Source organism: Nonomuraea sp. NPDC049750 (assembly GCF_040659625.1).
In the GTDB taxonomy this organism is placed as follows: domain Bacteria; phylum Actinomycetota; class Actinomycetes; order Streptosporangiales; family Streptosporangiaceae; genus Nonomuraea.
In genome coordinates, this window is the sequence record NZ_JBFANB010000036.1 from 42,557 (window position 1) to 64,100 (window position 21,544).

The 21,544-nt window shown below is 71.0% G+C and carries 18 protein-coding genes; 9 read left to right on the forward strand and 9 right to left on the reverse strand.

The window, feature by feature from the left end; all coding sequences use genetic code 11:
- Positions 1-219: 219 nt before the first annotated feature.
- Positions 220-828, reverse strand: a complete 609-nt coding sequence (wrbA, locus tag AB0J16_RS50380; protein WP_358553586.1) for an NAD(P)H:quinone oxidoreductase — start codon at positions 826-828, stop codon at positions 220-222.
- Between the two features lie 78 nt (positions 829-906).
- On the opposite strand from wrbA, the gene AB0J16_RS50385 reads away from it, so the two are divergent.
- On the forward strand, positions 907-1,224 hold the full coding sequence (locus tag AB0J16_RS50385; RefSeq protein ID WP_358553588.1) for a hypothetical protein: 318 nt from the start codon (positions 907-909) through the stop codon (positions 1,222-1,224).
- Positions 1,225-1,265: 41 nt separating this feature from the next.
- Entirely contained in the window at positions 1,266-2,294 is a 1,029-nt protein-coding gene (locus AB0J16_RS50390; protein ID WP_358553590.1) for an AsnC family transcriptional regulator, read from the forward strand.
- On the opposite strand, the gene AB0J16_RS50395 is transcribed toward AB0J16_RS50390, so the two are convergent.
- The 5 genes from AB0J16_RS50395 to AB0J16_RS50415 form a co-directional block, all read right to left on the reverse strand.
- Positions 2,227-3,381 (reverse strand): carboxylesterase family protein, encoded by a 1,155-nt coding sequence (locus AB0J16_RS50395; RefSeq protein ID WP_358553592.1) that lies wholly within the window; start codon positions 3,379-3,381, stop codon positions 2,227-2,229. The genes AB0J16_RS50390 and AB0J16_RS50395 overlap by 68 nt on opposite strands.
- Positions 3,382-3,459: 78 nt before the next feature.
- Entirely contained in the window at positions 3,460-4,341 is an 882-nt protein-coding gene (locus AB0J16_RS50400; RefSeq protein ID WP_358553594.1) for a VOC family protein, read from the reverse strand.
- A 149-nt stretch (positions 4,342-4,490) separates the two neighbouring features.
- Positions 4,491-5,351, reverse strand: coding sequence for a haloalkane dehalogenase (locus AB0J16_RS50405; RefSeq protein ID WP_358553596.1), 861 nt, complete (start codon positions 5,349-5,351; stop codon positions 4,491-4,493).
- 10 nt (positions 5,352-5,361) lie between these two features.
- Positions 5,362-5,736 (reverse strand): TIGR03618 family F420-dependent PPOX class oxidoreductase, encoded by a 375-nt coding sequence (locus tag AB0J16_RS50410; RefSeq protein WP_358553598.1) that lies wholly within the window; start codon positions 5,734-5,736, stop codon positions 5,362-5,364.
- Between the two features lie 95 nt (positions 5,737-5,831).
- Entirely contained in the window at positions 5,832-6,641 is an 810-nt protein-coding gene (locus tag AB0J16_RS50415; RefSeq protein ID WP_358553600.1) for an NAD(P)H-binding protein, read from the reverse strand.
- Positions 6,642-6,798: 157 nt separating this feature from the next.
- On the opposite strand from AB0J16_RS50415, the gene AB0J16_RS50420 reads away from it, so the two are divergent.
- The 4 genes from AB0J16_RS50420 to AB0J16_RS50435 all read left to right on the forward strand — a co-directional run bounded on the left by AB0J16_RS50420 (position 6,799) and on the right by AB0J16_RS50435 (position 11,301).
- Positions 6,799-7,782: a LacI family DNA-binding transcriptional regulator gene (locus tag AB0J16_RS50420; protein ID WP_358553602.1), complete on the forward strand. Its 984-nt coding sequence runs from the start codon at positions 6,799-6,801 to the stop codon at positions 7,780-7,782.
- A 156-nt stretch (positions 7,783-7,938) separates the two neighbouring features.
- Positions 7,939-9,108 (forward strand): MFS transporter, encoded by a 1,170-nt coding sequence (locus AB0J16_RS50425; RefSeq protein WP_358553604.1) that lies wholly within the window; start codon positions 7,939-7,941, stop codon positions 9,106-9,108.
- A gap of 41 nt (positions 9,109-9,149) precedes the next feature.
- Positions 9,150-9,614, forward strand: a complete 465-nt coding sequence (locus tag AB0J16_RS50430; protein WP_358553606.1) for a hypothetical protein — start codon at positions 9,150-9,152, stop codon at positions 9,612-9,614.
- Positions 9,615-9,750: 136 nt separating this feature from the next.
- A complete protein-coding gene (locus tag AB0J16_RS50435; protein WP_358553608.1) occupies positions 9,751-11,301 on the forward strand; it encodes a M4 family metallopeptidase in 1,551 nt (516 codons plus the stop codon).
- A gap of 66 nt (positions 11,302-11,367) precedes the next feature.
- Here AB0J16_RS50435 and AB0J16_RS50440 read toward each other — a convergent pair whose 3' ends face one another.
- Positions 11,368-11,844, reverse strand: a complete 477-nt coding sequence (locus AB0J16_RS50440) for a MarR family transcriptional regulator (protein ID WP_358553610.1) — start codon at positions 11,842-11,844, stop codon at positions 11,368-11,370.
- Positions 11,841-13,319 (reverse strand): MFS transporter, encoded by a 1,479-nt coding sequence (locus tag AB0J16_RS50445; RefSeq protein WP_358553612.1) that lies wholly within the window; start codon positions 13,317-13,319, stop codon positions 11,841-11,843. Before AB0J16_RS50445 ends, AB0J16_RS50440 begins: the two co-directional genes overlap by 4 nt.
- A 152-nt stretch (positions 13,320-13,471) precedes the next feature.
- Between AB0J16_RS50445 and AB0J16_RS50450 the strand changes: the two genes are divergently transcribed.
- Complete coding sequence (locus AB0J16_RS50450; protein ID WP_358553614.1) at positions 13,472-15,940, forward strand: glycoside hydrolase family 3 C-terminal domain-containing protein; 2,469 nt, start codon at positions 13,472-13,474, stop codon at positions 15,938-15,940.
- A 97-nt stretch (positions 15,941-16,037) separates the two neighbouring features.
- On the forward strand, positions 16,038-19,190 hold the full coding sequence (locus tag AB0J16_RS50455) for an NACHT domain-containing protein (protein WP_358553616.1): 3,153 nt from the start codon (positions 16,038-16,040) through the stop codon (positions 19,188-19,190).
- Here the strand turns inward: AB0J16_RS50455 and AB0J16_RS50460 are convergent.
- A complete protein-coding gene (locus tag AB0J16_RS50460) occupies positions 19,162-20,187 on the reverse strand; it encodes a hypothetical protein (protein WP_358553618.1) in 1,026 nt (341 codons plus the stop codon). The two genes, AB0J16_RS50455 and AB0J16_RS50460, sit on opposite strands and share 29 nt — an antisense overlap.
- A 131-nt stretch (positions 20,188-20,318) precedes the next feature.
- Here AB0J16_RS50460 and AB0J16_RS50465 point away from each other — a divergent pair, with 131 nt between their 5' ends.
- Positions 20,319-21,521, forward strand: a complete 1,203-nt coding sequence (locus tag AB0J16_RS50465; protein WP_358553620.1) for a histidine kinase — start codon at positions 20,319-20,321, stop codon at positions 21,519-21,521.
- Positions 21,522-21,544: the final 23 nt, after the last annotated feature.

Consider the following 21,544-nt stretch of genomic DNA (forward strand, 5'->3'; position numbering starts at 1 on the left):
TATTCGTCGAACCAACGCACAAAGTTGCCGCGGACCTGATCGGATCCCGCGGACTGGAGCGGCGGCACGACATCGTAATAAACAATGTCAGAAGAGTAATGTGACATGAGACGGTCAATGTCCTTTGTCTGGCAGGCATCGACTCGGCTCTCCAAGAGCGCCCTAATCTCGGACTCGTTCGAAGTCATCGCATCCTCCATTCATCAATCCCGTGCCGGATCAGGCGGCGCGGCCGGCCTTGAGTGAGGCCGCGGTGTCGACGACGCGGCGGGCCTGGAAGCGAGCCGCCTGCAAGATCACCTCACTGGGCGGGCCATCGCCGCCCACATGGGAGGTGCCATAGGGATTGCCCGACTGGAACTGGATGGGGTCGGCGTAGCCGGGGGGCACGATGATGCCGCCCCAGTGATAGAAGGTGTTCCCCAGCGCCAGGAGGGTGGATTCCTGACCACCGTGGGCGGTGTTGGAAGCGGTGAAAGCCGAGTACACCTTGTCCACGAGCTTGCCCTGAAACCACAGGGGACCGGTGGTGTCGATGAACTGCCTGAGCTGGCTGGCCGGGTTGCCGAAGCGGCTGGGGGTGCCGAACAGCACCGCGTCGGCCCACTCCAGATCGTCGTGGCCGGCCTCGGTGACGTCGGCAGTGTCCTGGCGGTGCTGGACCCAGAGCGGATTGGCGCTGATCGCCTCCGGCGGGGCCGTTTCGGCGACCCTGCGCAGCCGTACGTGGGCGCCGGCCTTCTCCGCGCCCTCGGCGACGGCTTGCGCCAGAGCGTGCACGGTGCCTGTGGCGCTGTAGTAAATGATCGCGACCTTGACGGGTTCCATGGTCGGTTCACTCCTTCGGGTTCGGTTCATGGATAGGACGGTTCATGGATAGGACGACGTAGCCTCGCGCGATGTGAGGTGACAGCCGACGCGCCGCCGGACCTGACGATCGGAGTCAAATCCCGGGTCGGTTATCTGGCGGCCGGTGCGAGCACCGATGGCCAATTCGGTCTCTACCGCTGGGACATGGCCGCGATCCCGAACGGTCCCGGCGCCCACTTTCACCGGACCTTTTCCGAGTCGTTCTTCGTCCTGGAGGGGACGGTCTCGCTGTACGACGGCGAGCGATGGCTGGACGCGACACCGGCACTGACGAGGAATGGACTGAGCTTTATGCCGCGCACGACCAATACGCCGTACCGTGAACCACGCGCGGCTCTGGCGGCTGCCTCCTGAGGCGGCCGCAGCGGCATCGCCTGGACATTTAGCCTGTCTGGGTGGAACCAGTTGTCCTGGATGAGCTTGATCGAGCGATCGTTCACGCGCTGCACGTCGATGGACGTGCGGCGTTCAGGCAGATCGCGGCCGTGCTGGAGGTGTCGGATCAGACGGTGGCCCGACGGTATCGGCGGCTCCGTTCGGCCGGTGCGTTGCGGGTGGTGGGGCAGCCGGTGGCGCAGCGGCTGGGCTGGGTGGAGTGGGTATTGCGGATCCAGGCTCTACCGGAGGCTGCCACGGCGATCGCCGATGCGCTGGCGCGCAGGGACGACACCTCATGGGTGAGCCTGACCTCGGGCGGCACGCAGATCGTCTGTGTCGTCCAGGCGCGGGATCGGCGGCGACGAGACGCTCTGCTCCTCGGACAGCTGCCACGTACGCCGCAGGTCACCGGGGTCAGTGCCCATTGCGTGTTGCGGGTGTTCGCCGGCGGTCCGACCGGGTGGCACGGACGGGCCGACGCGCTCACCTCCGGGCAGATCGCGGCGCTGGTACCCGGACCAGGCGACTTGTCCGGGAAGGCCGTCGTGTCGGGCGAGGAGGACGAGCAACTGCTTGCGGTGCTCGCCCAGGACGGGCGGGCGGGATATGCCGAGCTGGCCAAGGCGATCGGGGCCTCGGAGATGACGGCCCGGCGCAGGCTGGAGTACCTGCGCCGGGCCGGGGCGGTCTTCTTCGACGTGGACATCGACCCGTTGCTTCTGGGATACGACACGATCGCGATGCTGTGGCTGACCGTTGAGCCATCCGCGCTACGGCAGACGGCCGAGGCGGTGGCCGGGCACCCCGAGGTCGCCTTCGTGGCGGCGACCACCGGCACGACGAACCTGCTGGTATTCGCGGCCTGCCGGGATGTGCCCGCTCTCTACGAGTACCTGGAGACCGGGATCGGCACCCTGCCGGGCGTCCGGCAGTTGGAGAGCGCGCCGATCATCCGCAGCAGCAAACGGGTCGGTGCGACTATGCGAAGTGATGCACGAACGAGCCCTGGTCGTAGCGACGCCAGCCGGGTGACTCGCGGTGGATGAAGGCGATCCAGGGCCGCTGGACCTGCTTGACCAGGCGTTCCAGGTCGGCCGGGTCGGCCCCGGCCAGCATCGGCGCGTGTCGCCACGCCCGCAGGCCGCCGAACACGAACGGCAACTCGACGCAGTGGCAGGCCCCGAGCGCGCTACCGGCGGGAGACCAGTCGAACTGGTAGGCGTGGGCGGTGGTCATGGCCGCCGCCAGCTCCAGGCTGCCGTGGCGGAACAGCCGATCGGTCTCCTCTTCCGCCGGGCCGGGGAAGAACGCCCTGGCCTCATCCCGGGTGGTTCCGATCAATGTGGGGATGTCCCGGGGAGCGGCGGTCAGCGCCGGGTCCTCGACCAGTTGGAAGGGCGGAGTGACCTCACCCGGCCTGGCGGTGCGCCGGGCGACCTCGCTTTGGGCGGCCAGGATCGACGCGGTCGGCGCCGTCATGACATCGGCGCCCAGCACCTCGAGGAAGAGATCGGCGATGGACGTGGCCTGTTCGAGGTCGTAGGGGCGTACACCCGCGGGCAGACTCTGCAGGATGACCCGCTGAAACAGCTCGCCGCAGTCCGGATGGCGCAGCATGGCCAGCGCCGACATCGCACCGGCGGACTGGCCGGCCAGCGTCACGCGGTCCGGATCTCCGCCGAAGCGAGCGACGTTCCGCCGCACCCACCGCAGCGCCAGCATCTGGTCGAGCAGGCCGAGGTTGGCCTGACCGCCGGGCCGGTACAGGTATCCCAGAGCGCCCAGCCGATAGGTGACCGTGATCACCACCATCTCGCCGCGCCGGGCCAGCAGCGCACCGTCGTACCACGCCTCGCCGCCCGAGCCGCTGGTGAACCCGCCGCCATGCAGCCACACCAGGACGGGAAGCCCGCTGCCGCCCGGAGCCCAGACGTTCAACGACAGGCAGTCCTCGTCCTGCTCGAGCCCGCTGCCGGGGCCCATGACGTGCGCCAGGCGGGAGGCCGGCTGCGGCGCGGCCCGCCCAGGCAGCAGAGCCTCAGGCACGTCACCAAGGTCCGGTGCGGCCTGTGGCGCCGACAGCCGGTCGGCCCTGCCGTACCGGATGCCGGCGAACGCGCCGGTGAGGATCATGGCCGCACCTCACGGAAGGCTAGCGTGGCGGTGAGGCTCATGACGGCACCTCGCGGAAGGCTAGCGTGGCGGTGAGGCTCATGACCGCACCTCGCGGAAGGCTAGCGCGGCGCCGCGTGCCTGGGCCGCGCCGACGAAGAACCCGCCGCCCGGCAGGTCCCGCGTGGCGAAGCCGTTGCCCTCCACCAGTGTGCGGGCGGCGGCGAGATCGGCGACCGCCACCGTCTGTCCGGCCATGTACGGCAGGGCCGGAACGCCCTCGCCGGGCAGCACCTCGGCGAAGCCGGAGACCGGGACGATCTCCATCTGCCCGAGCGCGAGCCGCAGCACCTGGCGCGGCCCGTCGGCGACCGGCGTCACATCCAGGATGCGGGCATACCGTTGCACGGTGGCGGCCAGGTCACTGTCGTCCACCACCAGCAGGACGCTCTCCAGATGGGTGGCTCCGTTGGCGTGGCGCAGGTAGCGGGACTGGTGGATGAGTTCGGGCGTCAGATGGCAGGCGGCGTGGACCAGCCCCTCGGGCGTGAGCGCCCTCTCCAGGTGGATGGCCTGGAATCGTGCCGTCGCGGTGCCGTCCGGGGTCTCCACCTCGCGCTGCAGGGGCAGGACACCCGAGGAGGAAAGCCCGGCCGCGCGCAGCCGCTCTTCGGTCACGGCCGCGTCGGCGCAGCCGAACGAGTTGCCGTGCAGGCCCTCGTACTGAGCGATCAGCGAGCGGATGTTCCACGGATCGATGCTTCCGTCGCCGAACAGGCCGAGTAGTTCCAGGTAGTTGCCGCCGAACAGGGCGCACCGGTTACCGGCGCCCATGGGCTCGCGCTCGCCGCCGGGACGATGGGAACCCATGTGCATCGACAGCGGGCTCAGGGTGAAGCCCAATGCCTCGTAGGTGGCGGCGGTGGCGTCCATGTCCGTGGTGTACAGGACCGAGTGATCGATCCGGTCAATGTCTGTCATGAGCCGAGACTGCACACCATCTGGCCTCGTACCCCAGTCACCCGACTTCATGTGATGAATCTCGACACGAGAAGCTCTCCCATGAGAGAAACACTCCATCTCCCTCGCCTGCCGACGGCGAAGAGGCCGTCGGGTGACCGTGGCTCTGGTCAGCGGAGGCCGTGCCGGTCCGCCCAGGCCGAGATGGCCGTGCCGATCAGGACGGGGTGGTCCTCCGGGGTGTGGTGGCCGGCGACCTCCTCGGAGTGTTCGATCTCCAGGGCGGCCATGTTGGCCGCGCACCACGCGATCATGTCCTCGTGCATCATCGCTCCCGGCCCGGGTGCGAACGTGAGCAGCAGCTTGGGCACGTCCGTACTGGCCGCCAGCCACCGGTCGTACGCCTCGACCCTGGCCACGACGTCGGCGGGCTCGCCGCCCAGCGGCATCGCGCGCGGCCACTGCAGGAGCGGCCGCCTGCTCTCGCGTGTCGGGTACGGCTTGCCGTAGACGTCGAGGTCTCCCTGGGAGATCGGTGTGGCGACGGTGCCCGGCAATCCCTGCTCGAGGAAGGCGTTGTCGTCCAGGATCATCGCCTCGCCGACGCCCTCGGTCTTGATCGCCCGGAACAGCTCGCGGCCGCCCTCGGGGAACTCCTCCCAGGTCATCGGCTTGACGATGGTCTCGGTGAACGCGATGCCGCGCACCCGCCCCGGGTGCCGCGTGGCCCAGTCGAAGGCCAGGGCGCCACCCCAGTCATGCCCGACCAGCACCACGTCCTGGAGGTCCAGCGCGTCGAACCAGGCGTCCAGGTAACGGGCGTGATCGGCGAAGGTGTAGTCGATATCGGGTTTGCCCGACTCACCCATGCCGATCAGGTCGGGGGCCAGGAGCCGACCGGGTCCCACGGCCGGCATGACCTCTCGCCACAGGTGGGACGAGGTCGGGTTGCCGTGCAGGAAGACGATCGGCGCCCCGGTGCCGGACTCGCGGTAGTGCAGGGTCGAGTCGAGAACGCGGTGAAAAGCCATGATTCTGTCCTTAGCCAAGGTTGAGTTGGGTGATGCGATCGACCGCGATCTCAATGACCACGCGGCCAGGTGGATGGGGTGGCGGGGCTCCGTATCGCTCGGCATAGCGCCTGACGCCCTCGGACACCCGATGGGGTACGTCGTGCACAGTGGCGAGGCCCTCGAGCGTCACCCACCGGAACCCCACCGCCTGGCAGAGCGCCACACGGCCGCCCTGCCCGGCGAGGTTTCTGGCTTTCCGGGTGCTGCCGACGGTCAGGACTCGGGCCAGCCCCGCCGCCTCGTCCCAGGTGAAGCGCACCGCGACCACATGCGGCGAGCCGTCGGGACGCAGGGTGGTCAGGGTGGCGACGTGCGGCTCGGCGAGGAAACCCGCGACGCCCACCGGAAGGCGGCGAGCCGTATCTCCCGGAAGGTGAGGAGCGCCTGCCGGCAGGCGAGTGGCACCTGCCGGTAGGTTCGGAAGGCCGGGGGTCGGGCTCATCGGAAGGCGGGGAGGTTGCGCGCGGCCCAGTCGGCGAAGGTACGCGGCGCGCGGCCGAGCACGCGCTCGACGTCGGGGCTGACGGTCTGCTCGGCCGCGGTCGGCTGGCCCAGGATGGCGAGCGTGCCCTCGACGACGGGCTCGGGCATCACCTGGAGCATCTGCGCGCGTGCCTCCTCGCGGGTCTGCTCCACGAACCGCACCGGCTCGCCGAGCGCCGCGCCGAGCGCCGCCGCCCGCTCGCGCGGGGTGACCAGCGCGGGTCCGGTCAGCTCATAGGTACGGCCGGAGTGCCCGGACTCCCGCAGGACCGCGGCCGCGACCGCGGCGATGTCGGCCGGGTCGATGGTCGGCAGCCCGACGTCCCCGAAGGGCGCGGCGGCGGTGCGCCGCGTCCGGACGGACTCGGCCCAGGCGTAGGCGTTGGAGTCGAAGCCGCCGGGCCGCAGGATCGTGAAGTCCAGCCCCGACTCGCGCACCGCCTGCTCGAACAGGGCCGGGTGCCGGTAGACCTCGGGACGGGTGCCCGCTCCTTGCGAGGAGAGCAGGACGACCCGCTTGACGTCCGCGGCCTCCTTCAGGATCCCGTGCGGGTCGTCTCCGGCCACGAGGAGGAAGAGCGCGTCGGCGCCTTCCAGCGCGGAGCGGAGGCTCGTGGGGTCGTTCAGGTCGGCCCGGATGTGCCGTACACCCTCGGCGAACTGGGCGGACTGGCGGGACACGGCCGTGACCTGCTCGCCCGCGGCGGCGAGGACGCTGACGAGTTCGCGTCCGACGTTACCCGTGGCGCCCGTGACAACGATCATGATGTAGTCCTTAGTTAGTTGGCTGACTGAGAAAAACCCTAGTGCGTCCGCAGAGTGCTTGTCCATAGTTAGTTGGATAACTGACTCAGATACGCCCGGACGGTCCCCGTCGGCACCACTGTTACGATTCAGCCCGGAGCCGTACTGGAGGGGTCGGATGGCAGCCAGGCAGCGCCGGATCACCTCGATCGATGTGGCCAGGGAAGCCGGGGTCTCGCAGACCACGGTCAGCTATGTGCTCAACAACGTGCCGCACCAGAAGATCTCCGAGGAGACCCGGAGCCGGATCTTCGCGGCGGTCGACAAACTCGGCTACGCCCCCTCCGCCGCCGCGCGCACCCTGCGCCGGGGCCGCAGCGACCTCGTGCTGATCGTGCTGTCCGACGTGCCGCTCGGCGCCACGCTCGCCCAGCTCGTCGAGCACCTCACCGACGACCTCGAACGACACGGCCTGACCGCGATCACCCGGCGCGAACGCCGCCTGCCCGTGACGGCGCTCGCCCGCGAGCTGGAGCCGACCGCCATCGTCGCGTTCACCGCCATCTCCCCCGAAGACCGGGCGAGCCTGCGGGCGGCCGGCATCAAGGTGGTCAGCACCCGGCTCGACGGCGGCGGCGAGAACGTCCTGACGCTGCCGCAGACCGAGATCGGCCGCCTTCAGGCCGGACATATCGCCGCCACCGGCCGCCGCCGCATCGGCTACGCGGCGCCGGACGATCCACGCGTCCGCGACTTCTACCACCTGCGTCTCGGCGGCGTCCGCCAAGCCTGCGCCGAGCTGGGGCTGGAGCCGCCGGACGTACGCGATGTGCCGCTCGACACGGCCACGGCCGCGGAGGTGGCGCGCGGCTGGCACGAGGCGGGCGTCGACGGCGTCTGCGCCTACAACGACGAGACCGCGTTCGCGCTGTTGGCCGGGATGCGGGCGGCGGGCCTGGCCGCCCCCGGCGACCTCGCGGTGATCGGCGTGGACGACATCCCGCTCGCGCCCTTCGCCGTGCCGCCCCTGACCACGGTCGACCAGCACACTCAGACGGTGGCCGAGCACCTGACGGAGATGATCCTGCGGGCTGACGGCGCGCGCTCCCCGCAGTCCCCCCGGACGGAGACCGCGAGCCTGGTGATCCGCGAGTCCGCCTGACTCGGGGTCCGAGAGAGAGCGGCCGGCTCCTCGCGTCGTAGCGCGTAGACGCGAAAACGCGTTGCCGTAAATCCCCGCGAAACGTATGGTTTTGCGCTCGTGGTCACTGTGGTGGAGAGGGTCCTGCCTGCCCGGCTGGGGACAGGGTTTCGGTGGTTGCTGGCCTCGAGCTGGCTGACGAATCTCGGTGACGGGGTCGCGGCGGCCGCGGGCCCGCTGCTGATCGCGACGTTGACTCGCGACCCGCTGCTGATCTCGCTGTCGGCCCTGGTGGGCTGGGCGCCGCCGTTGCTGTTCGGCCTGTACGCGGGCGTGCTGTCGGATCGGCGCGACCGGCGCAGGATCGTGCTCGTCGCGAACGCGGTACGGGTCATGGTGCTAACGGTGCTGGTCGCGCTCCTGGTGACCGGCACCGTGACCGTGGCGACGGCACTGGCGGCGCTCACGCTCCGATCCATCGCCGAGGTGTTCGCCGACAACGCGACGGCCACGCTGACGCCCATGATGGTCGGCAAGGACGATCTCGTCATCGCCAACGCCCGCCTGGGCACGGGGTTCATCACGCTCAATCAGCTCGCCGGGCCGCCGATCGGCGCGGCGCTGTTCGGCCTGGGCTTCACCTGGCCATTCGCGAGCCAGCTGCTCCTGGTGATGGCGGGGATCGTCCTGGTCTCGCGGATCACCTTGCCGCCGCACGGCCGACAGGCCGACGGCCCCAAGCCCGATACCGTACGGGAACTCATCGCCGGGTTCACCTGGACCATGCGGCACGCGCCGGTCCGCACGCTGGCGCTCACCATCCTGATCTTCAACTTCACGTTCGGCGCGGCCTGGTCGGTTCTCGTCCTCTACACCCAGGAACAGCTCGGTCTGGGCGCGATGGGGTTCGGCCTGATGACCACCGTCGGCGCTATCGGCGGCCTGATCGGCACCGGCCTGTACGGGACCATCACCCGTAGAGTGAGTCTCGGCGCCCTGATGCGGATCGGACTCATCATCGAGACCCTCACCCACCTGGGCCTGGCCCTGACCCATTCACCGTGGGTAGCCGGAGCCATCTTCCTGGCCTTCGGCGCGCACGCCTTCATCTGGGGCACGACCTCGACCACCGTCCGCCAGCGCGCGGTCCCGCACGAACTCCAGGGCCGGGTGGGCAGCGTCTACACCATCTGCGTCTACGCCGGTCTGGTGGTCGGCACGTTGATCGGCGGTGTCCTGGCCACCCGCTTCGGTGTCGCGGCGCCCTTCTGGTTCGCCTTCGCCGGCTCGGCGGTGTTCGTCGTGCTGCTGTGGCGGCAGCTCATGCACATCGCCCACGACGACTGAGTAGGCTGGCCGCTGCTTGCCGACCAGTGAAGGAGACGCTGATGACCGCCGACCCGACGATGGCCCGGATCGGCCAGGGGGTGGAGTTACATCACCACCGAGGTCAGCCTGACGCCGCTCGCGAGCTGTTCGCGCAGATCTGGGATGACATCGGTGGTGAGCAAGGCGATCCGCTGCATGTCTGCGTTCTCGCCCACTCGATGGCCGATGTGCAGGACGACGTGCGCCAGGAGCTGATGTGGGATCTGCGGGCGCTCGCCGCCGCCGATCGGGTCACCGATGAGCAGGTGGCGCAGGTCGGGGTGGCGCTTCCGGTGGCGGGCCTGTATCCGTCGTTGCACCTGAACTTGAGTGAGTGCTATCGCAAGCTGGGCGATCTCGCTCGCGCCCGTGAGCACCTCCAGCAGGCCCGAGCCGGGATCGGAGTGCTTGGCGACGACGACTATGGGCGGCTCATCAAGGACGGCCTGGAGCGGGTGGCCGAACAGCTGGATGACGCCACCTGACCGCGCGCGCTGCGCCCCATACCACGGCGTTATGGGCAAATTGGGAGGTATCACTTAGGTCACTCGCGATGCGAGTCTGAGTGCGACCCCAGCCGGCCGGGGCTCGTCCACTCCACCCCCCTGAGGAGCCACGAGCGTGAACCCCAAGCTCAGGTTGGGCGCTGCCGCCATACTCGCGTTAGCCCTGACCATCACCGCACCGGCGGGCGTCACAAGCGCGAACGCCCAGGCGGCCGACCCACCCTCACCCTCGGAACGCGGCACCGCGGTGGCGACCGCGCAGAGCGTCATCGCGTCCAACCGGACGCAGCTTCTGGCCGCCGACCAGGACGCCTTCTCCCTGTCGTCGAGCATCGCCGGCGTCAACGGCATACAGCACCTCACGTACACGCGTACCTACGCCGGCCTGCCCGTCTACGGCGGCGAGGTAGTCGTCACGACCGACAAGGCCGGCAAGGCCGTCAGCACGATCGACACCGGCCAGCAGGCGAAGATCGCCCTGGACACCAAGCCGACGATCGCCGCGCAGGCGGCGGCGGACACGGCCCGCAACGTGGCGCCCAAGGCCACCTCGATCAGCACGCCGACTCTCGTGGTGCACGCCGCCACGTCCACGCCACGCCTGGCGTGGGAGGTCGTGGCCGCCACCGCCGACCAGTCGAGCATCATGCACGTGTACGTGGACGCGCGTGACGGCCAGGTCATCGACAAGTGGGACCAGGTGGTCGACGGCACCGGCAACAGCTACTACAACGGCAATCCGGTCACCATCGCCACGTCCCCGTCGTACCGGATGGTCGACCCCACGCGCACCGGCGTCCAGTGCGGTGGCCAGAACGGCTCGGTGTACACCAAGACGACCGACAGCTGGGGCAACGGCAGCGGCACGAACCTGGAGACGGCCTGCGTCGACGCGCTGTTCGCGGTCCAGCACGAATGGAGCATGCTCAGCGAGTGGCTCGGTCGCAACGGCATCAACGGCTCGGGCCGCGGCTACCCCGCGAGGGTCGGGCTGAACGACGCCAACGCCTTCTGGAACGGGTCGTACGCCTCCTTCGGCCGCAACTCCGCGAGCACCAGGCAGGCCACCTCGATGGACGTCGTCGGGCACGAGTTCGGCCACGGCATCTTCCAGTTCTCCGGCGGCAGCAGCGGCAGCGGCAACGAGGCCGGCGGCCTGAACGAGTCGACGGGTGACATCTTCGGCGCGCTGACCGAGGCGTACGCCAACGAGCCGGCCAGCCTCGACCCGCCCGACTACCTGGTCGGCGAGGAGGTCAACCTGGTGGGCAGCGGCGAGATCAGGAACATGTACAACCCGTCGGCGGAGGGCGACCCGAACTGCTACAGCTCCTCCATCCCGAGCACCGAGGTGCACGCGGCGGCCGGACCGCAGAACCACTGGTTCTACCTGCTGGCCGAGGGCACGAACCCGAGCGGAAAGCCGGCCAGCACCCGGTGTGACGGCGGCGCGGCCATCACCGGCGTCGGCGCCCGCAAGGCGGGCCAGATCTTCCAGACCGGCCTGAACATGAAGACGGCGCCGTGGACGCACGCCAAGGCCCGCGTGGCCACGCTGCGGGCGGCCAAGACGCTGTTCACCGGCTGTGTCGAGTTCAACGTCGTCAAGGCGGCCTGGAGCGGGGTGAACGTACCCGCGCAGAGCGGCGAGCCGACCTGTCCCTGAGCACGATGGCGCCCTGTTCGGCGTGGATTGTCCGCAATCCGGCCGAGCAGGGCGCTTCCGGCCGTCTCAGGGCGCTTGTTCGCTCGGCACCTCGGCGGGTGACTGAAGTTTGGCCATGATCCGGTCGAGGGCGGCCAGTTCCGCCGGCTCCAGCGCCAGCAGGGCGCGCGGTGGCCGGGCCAGGATGCGTTCGGCCTGTTCGGCGGCGGCGACGCCGTCCGGGGTGAGGGTGACGAGCTTGGAGCGGCGATCGTCGGGATGCACGCTGCGCTCGACGTAGCCCGCCTGCTCCAGGTTGTCCACGACCAGCGTGGTGTACGGCTTCTCCGTGCCCAGGCGGGCGGTCAGCTCGCGCATGGTGAGCGGGCCGCCCAGCAGGCGGCGTAGCGCCTTGGCCCGGAAGAAGCTCATGCCGAGCGTGTCGGCGACCTCCTTGCGGCGGTTTTCCTGCTTCAGGACGAGGAAGCACATGGCCGCCCAGGAACGGGCGACGGCGTCCTGCGCGGCCTCGCCGATACCGCCGTCGTTCGTCGCGTCGCTCATACGGTGCCCGCCATCCTGTGGGTCAGCCGCTCCGTCGTGTGCTCGGCGGTGCGCCTGGCCCAGCGGCTCGTGGTGAGGATACCGAGCACCAGCACGACCGCGCCGGATGCCGTGCAGATCCACCAGCCGATGTGGCTGGCCTGCGGGAAACCCGTACGCCATGGCCCCTGAACGGCGGCGGCGACCAATGATCCGAGCACCGCGACGCCGAGTGCCTGGCCGATCTGGCGGCTGGTGGAGGCCACGGCGGCGGCGACCCCGGCCTGGGCGCTCGGCATGCCGGAGACGGCGGTGTTCGTGATCGGGGCGTTGACCATGCCGAAGCCGAGCCCGAAGACCACGTACGAGGCTATGAGCTGCCACGTCGGGGTGTCGGCGGTGAGCCCGGTCAGGATCAGCGCGCTCACGGACATGGCGCCGCCGGCGACGATCAGCGGCACGCGCGGCCCGGCGCCGCCGACGATCCGCCCGGACAGCGGCGCGCACACCACCGTCAGCCCGGCCATCGGCAGGGTCAGCAGACCCGCGTGCAGCGCCGAGTAGCCGAGGACGTCCTGCAGGTAGAGGGTGTTGAGGAAGAGGAACCCGCCGAGCGAGGCGAACGCGCAGATCGCGATGACCGTCGCCCCCGCGAAGGGGACGCTGCGGAAGAACCTCGGGTTGATCAGTGGTTGCGCCCGGCGCAGCTCGTACGGGATGAGCAGCGCCAGTGCCAGCGCGGCCGCCCCGCAGAAGGCGATGGTCTGCCCCGAGCCCCACCCGGCGGACGGCGCCTCGATGACACCGTAGGTCAGCCCGGCCAGGAGCACGATGACCAGGAGCTGCCCGACGGGATCCATCGGGCGGGCCCGCGGGGCTCGCGATTCGGGCACGAACAAGGCGCACAGGACGAGCGCGGCCAGCCCCACGGGAATGTTGATCCAGAAGATCGTCTGCCAGGTGCCCCAATCCACCAGCGCCCCGCCGATCACGGGCCCCAGGGCCATGCTGATCCCGACCACGCCACCCCACACGCCGATGGCGCGCGCCCGCTCCCGCGGATCGGTGAACGTGTTCGTGATGATCGACATGGCGACCGGGTTGAGCATGGAGCCGCCGACCGCCTGCAGCGCTCGCGCGGCGACCAGCCAGCCGAGGCTCGGCGCGAGCGAGCACAGCAGGGAGCCCAGCGTGAACAGCGCCAGGCCGGTCTGGAAGGTGCGGCGTCGCCCGAACCGGTCCGCGGTCGAGCCGGAGAGCATGAGCAGGCCGGCCAGGACGACCGTGTAGGCGACGATGATCCACTGCAGGCCGGAGACGGAGGCGTGCAGGTCACGCTGGATGGCGGGCAGCGCGACGTTCACGATCGTATTGTCCAGGCCCACGATGAACAGGCTCAGACAGCAGATCGCGAGGATGAGCAGCCGCCGCCGGCGGTCCGGGCCGGGTGGCCCGGTCTCCTGGAGGGTGGCGACGGGCTCGTTAGTTGCTGGCATATAACAATTATACCCATGTAACCAAATGCCGGACTCTTGTGCTCCTCTCGGGGCTGCGGCTACGTTTACGGATACGTCTCACTTCTACGTATCAGTAATGGGAGTGAAAGACGTACCCCCACGCCGTCACCCCCGACCTCAGGGACCCCCTCATGAAGCTGGAAAGCCTTGTCGCCGCCCTACCCCTGGAGCGGAAGGTGAGGCTGCTCACCGGCGCCGACTTCTGGTCGCTTCACCCCGAACCGGCCGTCGGCCTGCGCCGGCTGGTCGTCTCGGACGGCCCGGCCGGTGTCCGCGGCGAGATCTGGGACGAGCGCGACACCTCCGTGAACGTGCCCTCGCCCACCGCCCTCGCCGCCACCTGGGACGAGACCCGCGTCGAGGCGATCGGCCGACTGCTGGCCGCCGAGTCGCGGCGCAAGGGGGTGGACGTCCTGCTCGCCCCCACGGTCAACCTGCACAGGTCCCCGTACGGCGGGCGCCACTTCGAGTGCTTCAGCGAGGACCCGCTGCTGACGGCCAGGATCGGCGTCGCGTACGTACGGGGCGTGCAGGGCGGGGGAGTGGGCGCGACGGTCAAGCACTTCGTCGCCAACGACTCCGAGACCCAGCGGATGACCCTCGACGCCCGGGTGGACGAGCGGACGCTGCGCGAGCTCTACCTGGCGCCCTTCGAGGCCATCGTCCGGGAGGGCGAGGTGTGGGCGGTGATGGCCGCCTACAACGGCGTGAACGGCGCGACCATGACCGAGAACCCGCTGCTGCAGGACGTCCTGCGGGACGAGTGGGGGTTCGACGGAGTCGTGATGTCCGACTGGTTCGCCACCCGTTCGACGGCGGCGGCCGGCAACGCGGCGCTCGACCTGGTGATGCCCGGGCCGTCGGGCCCGTGGGGCGAGGCGCTGGTGGCGGCGGTACGGGCGGGCACGGTTCCGGAGTCGGCCGTCGACGAGAAGGTGCTGCGCATCCTCCACCTGGCCGCCCGGGTCGGCGCCCTGGACAACGACACCGCCGACACCGCCGACACCGCCGGCACCGCTGCCGGCGCGGCGTACACGGAGGAGCGGGTCGCGGCGGAGGTGCGTGCTGCGGCGGCCGCCGGGTTCGTGCTGGTTCGTAACGAGGGTGGGGCGCTGCCGCTCGCCCCCGCCGAGCTGCGCGGGATCGCCGTCCTGGGGCCCAACGCGGAGGTCGCCAGGACCCTGGGCGGTGGGAGCGCCACCGTGTTCCCGCCTTACACGGTCTCCCCGCTGGACGGCCTGCGGGCGGCGGTAGGCGACGGTGTCGAGGTGACGCACGCCATCGGCGTCGTCGCGCACACCCGTACGCCGATCGCGCGGGCCCCCTGGCTCTGCCTGCCCGACGGTACGGATCACGGTGCTGAGGTGAGATACCTCGACGGGGACGGTTCCGTGCTCGCGGTGGAGCGGCGCGATGGGGGCGCGTTCAACTGGGTGATGGGCTCCTACCCGGAGGGGGTCGTGCCGGAGCGGCTCGCCGCGATCGAGGTCCGTGCCCTGATCAGGGCCACGGAGGCGGGTACGTACCTGATCGGCTCCGCCGGCCTCGGCCGGCACCGGCTCCTCGTCGCGGGGGAGGAGGCCTACGACGCCGTGCTCACGCTGCCGCCGGGCGCGGACATGGTCGAGGCCATGCTGACGCCGCCGCAGCGGACCCACCCCGTCCGGCTCGCGGCGGGCGAGAGCGTCGAGGTCACGCTGGTACATGATCGCGAGCGTACGGAAGGCGGGCTGCCCGGCCCCGCGCTCCAGCTCAACCTGCAGACGCCGCACGGCACGGACGAGGAGGAGATCGAGCGGGCCGTCGCGCTGGCCCGCGCCGCCGACGTCGCCGTGGTGGTCGTGGGCACCAACGAGGAGGTCGAGAGCGAGGGGTTCGATCGGACGAGCCTCGCGCTGCCGGGGCGGCAGGACGAACTCGTCCGCCGCGTCGCCGCCGCCAACCCGCGCACGATCGTCGTGGTCAACTCCGGCGCCCCCGTCCTGCTGCCCTGGCACGAGGAGGTCGCCGGGGTCCTGCTCACGTGGTTCCCCGGGCAGGAGTACGGCAACGCGCTGGCCGACGTGCTGCTCGGCCGGGTGGAGCCCGGCGGGCGGCTGCCCACCTCATGGCCCCTCCACGAGGGCGACCACTCCGCCACGCAACCGGTCGACGGCGTGCTCGCCTACGAGGAGGGGCCGGCGATCGGTTACCGCGGCCAGATCGAGGCCCTGTACCCCTTCGGCCACGGCCTCGGCTACACGACCTGGGAATACGGCGCCGCAGAGGTCCGCCACGTCGATGATGGCGCGGCGGGCGAGGTCACCGTTCGCGTGCGCAACGCCGGTGACAGGCCCGGGCGTGAGGTCGTGCAGGTGTACGCGAGCCGCCCCGGCAGCGCCGTCGAGCGTCCCCGGCGCTGGCTGGCCGGGTTCGCCACGGTCGACGCGGCCCCCGGTGAGGAGGTCGCGGTGACGGTGACCGTCCGGCGGCGCGCCTTCGAACACTGGGACGTCGCGGCGGGCCGCTGGGTCGTCGAGCCGGGCACCTTTCAGCTGGAGATCGGCTCCTCCTCGAACCCGAAGGCGCTTTCCGAGGCTCCCGGCCTCACCTTCGGATAGCGAGCTTCGCTTCGGGTAGCGCCGAGGAGGTCGCGGACGTCCTCGGCGCTGCCAACCCTGTTGATCCAGGCGGGCTCCAGCCCCGATGCTTGTGCGCATGGGCGGTCGTGGGACGGTGTCGCGGATCACGCGGGCGACCGCGGGCGTCGCGCTGGGCCTGGTGGGCGGCATGGCGACCGACACCGTCGAAGTAGACGCGTGGTGGTGGAAGCCGTTCATCTGGGGCCTGACCGGCCTGATCGGCCTGGTCGTCGTGAGAGGCGCACTTGACGTCGGGGAGGTCGCCCAGGTCACGCCGGTGGAGCCCGCGCTCGCCATGCTCAGGAAGCTGGTGAAGGACCAGTGGAGCAACGAGGCCGACCGGGTGCTCGGGCTGGGGCTGGACCCGATGCCCGTACGGTGGAACCTGCGCGACGAGGCACGCTTCATCGCCGGCCCGCGCATCGGAGGGGAGATCACCTGGTCGGGATCGGGCGACAAGATCAAAGGGCTGGCCGACCGGTTCCGCGCGTCAGGCCGCCGCCTGGTCGTGCTGGGCGGCCCCGGCGCGGGCAAGACGACGCTGGCGATCCAGCTCGTACGGGAGTTGCTGAAGAGTCAGGACGGCTCGGTGCCGGTGCTGCTGACGATGAACGGCTGGGACGTCAAGGAGTATCCGTATTTCGAGGATTGGCTGGCCGACCGGCTGGAGCAGACCTATCCGGCGCTGCCCGCGTACGGCAAGGACATGGCACGCCGGCTCTTCCGCGACGGCAAGATCGTGCCGGTCCTCGACGGGCTGGACGAGATGCCGGCCGCCTCGTTACCCGGGGCGCTGGCCGAGCTCAACAAGACGCTCCCCGCGGAGACCCAGCTCGTCCTCACCAGCCGTACCACCGAGTACACCGCCGCGGCGCAGGCGCTGGGCCTGGCCGCCGTGGTCGAGGCGGAGCCCATGTCGGCCGTTGCCGCCGCCGACTACTTGGACGGCACCTTCGTACGGACCCCTCCGCATCCCGGCTGGGCAGCTCTGCTCGACCGGCTGCGCGACGACGGGCCGACGCCGCTCTCCGAGACTGTGTCCAGCCCTTTGGGGCTGTGGCTGCTGCGCACCGTCTACAGACCGGCCGCCGATCCGTCCCGGCTGCTCGACCCCGCCCGCTTCGCCACCGCGGCCGAGCTGCGCGCCCACCTGTTCGACCGGCTCGTACCGGCGCTCATCGAGGCCCGGCCTCCCGCGCGGAAGGACGAGGCCGACCTGTTCCGGCCCAGCCGCGCCTACCAGCCCGAACAGGTCACCCAATGGCTCAGCTACCTGGCCACACTGCTCGACCGCACCCCCGTCGAGGCCGAGGCCGTGCCTTTGGGCGGCAAGAGCATCGGGGTCCGGGACTTCGCCTGGTGGCGGCTCGCGGCCTTGACCATGCGCCGGCCGCCCCCGGGTCCGGGAGTCATGTTCTTGGTGCTGGTGGCGAGCGTGGCCTGGGGAGGGGTACTCGCCACACTGGCGCTGGATACCTTCACGTGGTGGTTCCTCATCGGCGGTCTGGGGATCATCGCCATGTATCGGGAGAGGTCTGACAACCCGTCTTGGGTGTATGACCGGCCCGGCTACGCCGACCTGCGGATCAGGCGGCGGATCTTCCCACTGCTCAACAAGCTGCTGTCCAGCTTCTCGATAGCCAGCGGGATAGCGCTCGGGGCCGCGCTGCTGGGCGGCGTCGTGCAGGCGGTGGTCGATCTCGTCACGGGCGCCGCGCTCACGGATTCGCTGGTGGAGGCATACGTCGGGGCGGTGGTGTTCGGACCGGGGATGCTGCTCGTCTTCATGACGGACGCGGTGGCCGAGTGGGCCGAGATCCCGGTGATGGACAGGCAGGCCAGTACGCCGCTCACGAGCTGGCGCGCGGACCGCAGGCTCAACCGCGTACGGCTGCTCGCCGGAGGGGCGCTCGGCGCGATCATTGGCGCGGCCCTGATCTGGGCGACAGACGGATCCGCGGGCGAGATGGCGGTCGCGACCCTGGTCGCGGCCATGGTCGGCATGACATACGGACTCGTGTCAGGCAAGCACCACGCCTGGCCGGTCTACGAGCTGGCCGCCTTCCGCCTGGCCCGGCAGGGGCGGCTGCCGCGGCGGTTGATGGCGTTCCTGGACGACGCGCACCGCCTCGGGCTGCTGCGCGCGGTCGGGCCGCTCTACCAGTTCCGGCACGCCGAGTTCCACGACCATCTCGCCGGGCGTGGGACGCCGGTTACCGCCCCCCGGCAGGCCATCACGCCCCGACCGTCCGTGCCCCGCCGCGCCGGCCGGATGGTCACCCCCGTGCCCTTGCGTACGATCGAGACCCCTCGGAAGGTCAGCGGCCTCGCGTTCAGCCCGGACGGCACCCGCCTGACCTGGACCGGCGGGGGCACGACCACGCTGGCGGACCTGACCGGCGGCCCCGAGCGCGTCTTCCGTCACAGCGGCCGCCTGATCGCCCGCCTGCTGGACACGGGACCGATGGCGGCGATCAGTCCCGACGGCCGGTTGATCGCCTTCACCAGGGAACGCCTGGGCCTCAGGGACTACGACGCCATCGCCGGCAAGATCTGGATCGCCGACCTCGCCACCGGCGCCGAGCTCGTGGAACTCGGCAACGAAGGCGGCGTACAGGCGATGGCCTTCAGCCCTGACAGCGCCCGCCTGGCCGTCAGCGACACCGAGGCCGCCACCCGCATCTGGGACGTGACGGACGGCACCGAACTCCTGCGCATCGCGCACGTCGGCGGCCCTCACGGCCTCGCCTTCAGCCCCGACGGAACCCGCCTGGCCACCGCCTCCTCCAGCTCCTGGGGACGCGACCGGACCTGGGAGGCGGAGATCTGGGACTCGGAGACCGGCATAGCGCTGCTGCGGCTGCACGCATCGGCTACCGAGCTGTTCTCGTGGACGCGTGATGTGGCGTTCAGCCCGGACGGCACGCTGCTGGCCACCGCGGGCTCCGACGTCACCCGCGTCTGGGACGCAGGCTCTGGTGCAGCCCTCGTCACGCTGCGCGAGCCGGCCCGGCGCGTCGCGTTCAGCCCCGACGGCACCCTGCTGGCCGCCGCCGGATACGGTTCCGACGTCCGGCTCTGGGACGTCGGGGACGGCACGGAGGTATGGGAGATCCTGCGGGTCCCGCACGGCCGGTGGTCCACCGCGGCGGCCTTCAGCCCCGACGGGCACCTGTTCGCCACCGTCGCGGAAGACAAGATCATCCAGCTGTGGGAGCTGTCCGGCTGACCCGTGAGCGGCGGCCGAGCAGTGCCAGCAGGCCGATCATGACCAGTCCGAGCGCCGTCAGTTCGGCCCGCTCGGTGAGGGTCGCGGCGTTGGCCAGCACTCCGAAGGCGGTGTGCGCCACCAGCGCCCCGCCGGCCAGCGCGAGGCTGTGCCGGTCCGTCCACGCGCCGCTCGTCGTCCAGCGGCGGACCAGCCACCACGCGAGCACCGCGAGGGCCGCGGCGGCCAGCATCGGCACCATCACCCAGTTGCCCCGGGTGAAGGCGGGCTGCGTGGCGCCGCCGAAGGGGAACAGGAGCGCCAGATAGCCGAACGCGACGAGGCCCCCGAAAGCCGCCACTGCCCACGAACCGGGCACCGCGCCCGTACCGGCGGTCGGCGCCGATGAGTGCGAGGCGCGGGGGACGACGCGCAGTGCCAGCACCGCGAGCAGGGCCACGGCCGCCAGGCAGCCCGCCACCACCGGGAGCGGCGCCTGGTAGCCGGGGTCGATGAAGCCCGTCACGCTCAACCGCAGCAGCGCCGCGCCCAGCACGAACACCACCCCGGTCACCACCAGCCCGGTCCGCTTCAGGTACGGCCGGTCCCGCATGCCCGGGAACACCAGGTCGACCAGCAGGATCGGCAGCGCCACACTGAACACGGCGTGGTAGGGGAGGTTGAGCTCGGTGTACGCGCTGTTCAGCCCGAGGATCCTGGGCGCCCACCCGGCGACGCCGTACAGGGTGGGGCTGCTGAGCGCCTGCAACGCCAGGCCCTCCTCGACGATGCCGTACGCGAGCCCGAGCAGCAGGATCGAGAGCCAGCCCGCGCCGCGCCGGCGTACCAGCTCGCGGATCAGCACGGTGCCCGCGCCGTAGATCGGCACCCACAGGAGCATCAGCCAGATCTGGCTCAGAGGCGGGTTGCCCAGCGTGAGCTCGGCGACGAGCGGAGTGATCACCGCGAGCAGCAGCGCGGCCCATCGGCGGCGTCCGCTGGAGTCTGTTGTGGTCATGCGGCCACGGTGCCGCGCGACGGGTGATCACCGCTGCTACCGGAAGACCGCTCCATGGCAGCCTTGGTCGTCTTCCGGCAGTGACTTTGGTTGCTTACGCACGGGTCGGTGGCGGGCTAGCATCAGCGGTCATGTTCGTGGCCGGTGCGGAAGACGTACGGCCCGGCTGGATTCGGTCGCGGCGCGACTGGGCGGTCGGGGCGGGTGGGTTCATGCTCGCCCTCGCCGGCGCGGTCGGGGTCGTCTGGGGTGATCTGACGGGCGGCACACCGGGCTGGTATCTGGTGGCCGACGTGGCGGGCGGCGCTCTGGCCTGCGCGGGGCTGTGGTTGTGCCGCAGGTGGCCGGTGAGCGTGGGGCTGGCCGTCATCGCGCTGTCGGTGCCCGCCGCGGCCGCCTCGGTGGCGGCCGGGATCGCCACGCTGATCGTGGCCCTCTACCGGAAGCCGCCCGCCGCTATCGCGGTGGGGGTGGCGGGGGTGGCCGCGACGCTGGGCAGGTTCGCCTGGCGGCCGCCGGGGCTGGCGCCCTATCCGGTGTGGGCGTTGGTGGGGGTGCTGTTCGGCGGGGCGCTGACCGGCTGGGGGATGCTGGCGCGCACCCGGCGGGAGCTGGTGCTGTCGCTGGCCGAGCGGGCCCGCCGGGCCGAGGCCGACCAGCGGTTGCGCGCCGAAGAGGCGCGCCGGGCCGAGCGGATCGGCATCGCGCGGGAGATGCACGACGTCCTCGCCCACCGGCTGTCGTTGCTGGCGGTGCACGCGGGGGCGCTGGAGTTCAACGCGGACGCCACGCCGGGGGAGGTGGCCGACGCGGCGGGGGTGATCCGGTCGAGCGCGCGGCTGGCGCTGGAGGAGCTGCGAGCGGTGATCTCGGTGCTTCGCGAGGCGCCCCCGTCCGATGACGGCTCGCTGTCGCCCGGCCGCCCGGATCTCACGCCGCTCGTGGCGGAGTCCCGGAGCGCCGGGATGCGGGTCGAGCTGCGCGATCACGGGCTCCGGCTGGCCGACCTGCCGGAGGTCACCGGGCGCGCCGCTTACCGCATCGTCCAGGAAGGGCTCACGAACGCGCGCAAGCACGCGCCCGGCCAGCCGGTCACGGTCGTCATCTCCGGTACGGCGGGCGCCGAGCTGCGAGTCGAGGTGCACAATTCGCCGCCCGGCGGAACGGCTTCATCAGATCCGGGTGTGGGGAACGCCGGCCTCGGGACGACCGGGGCGGGGGCGGGGCTGGCCGGGTTGGCGGAGCGGGCGGAGTTGGCGGGTGGGCGGTTGGCGTGCGGGCCAGTGGCGGGCGGGGGGTTCCGGCTGGTGGCCTGGTTACCATGGCCCGTGTGAACGAGCCGCCACTTCCGCAGCAG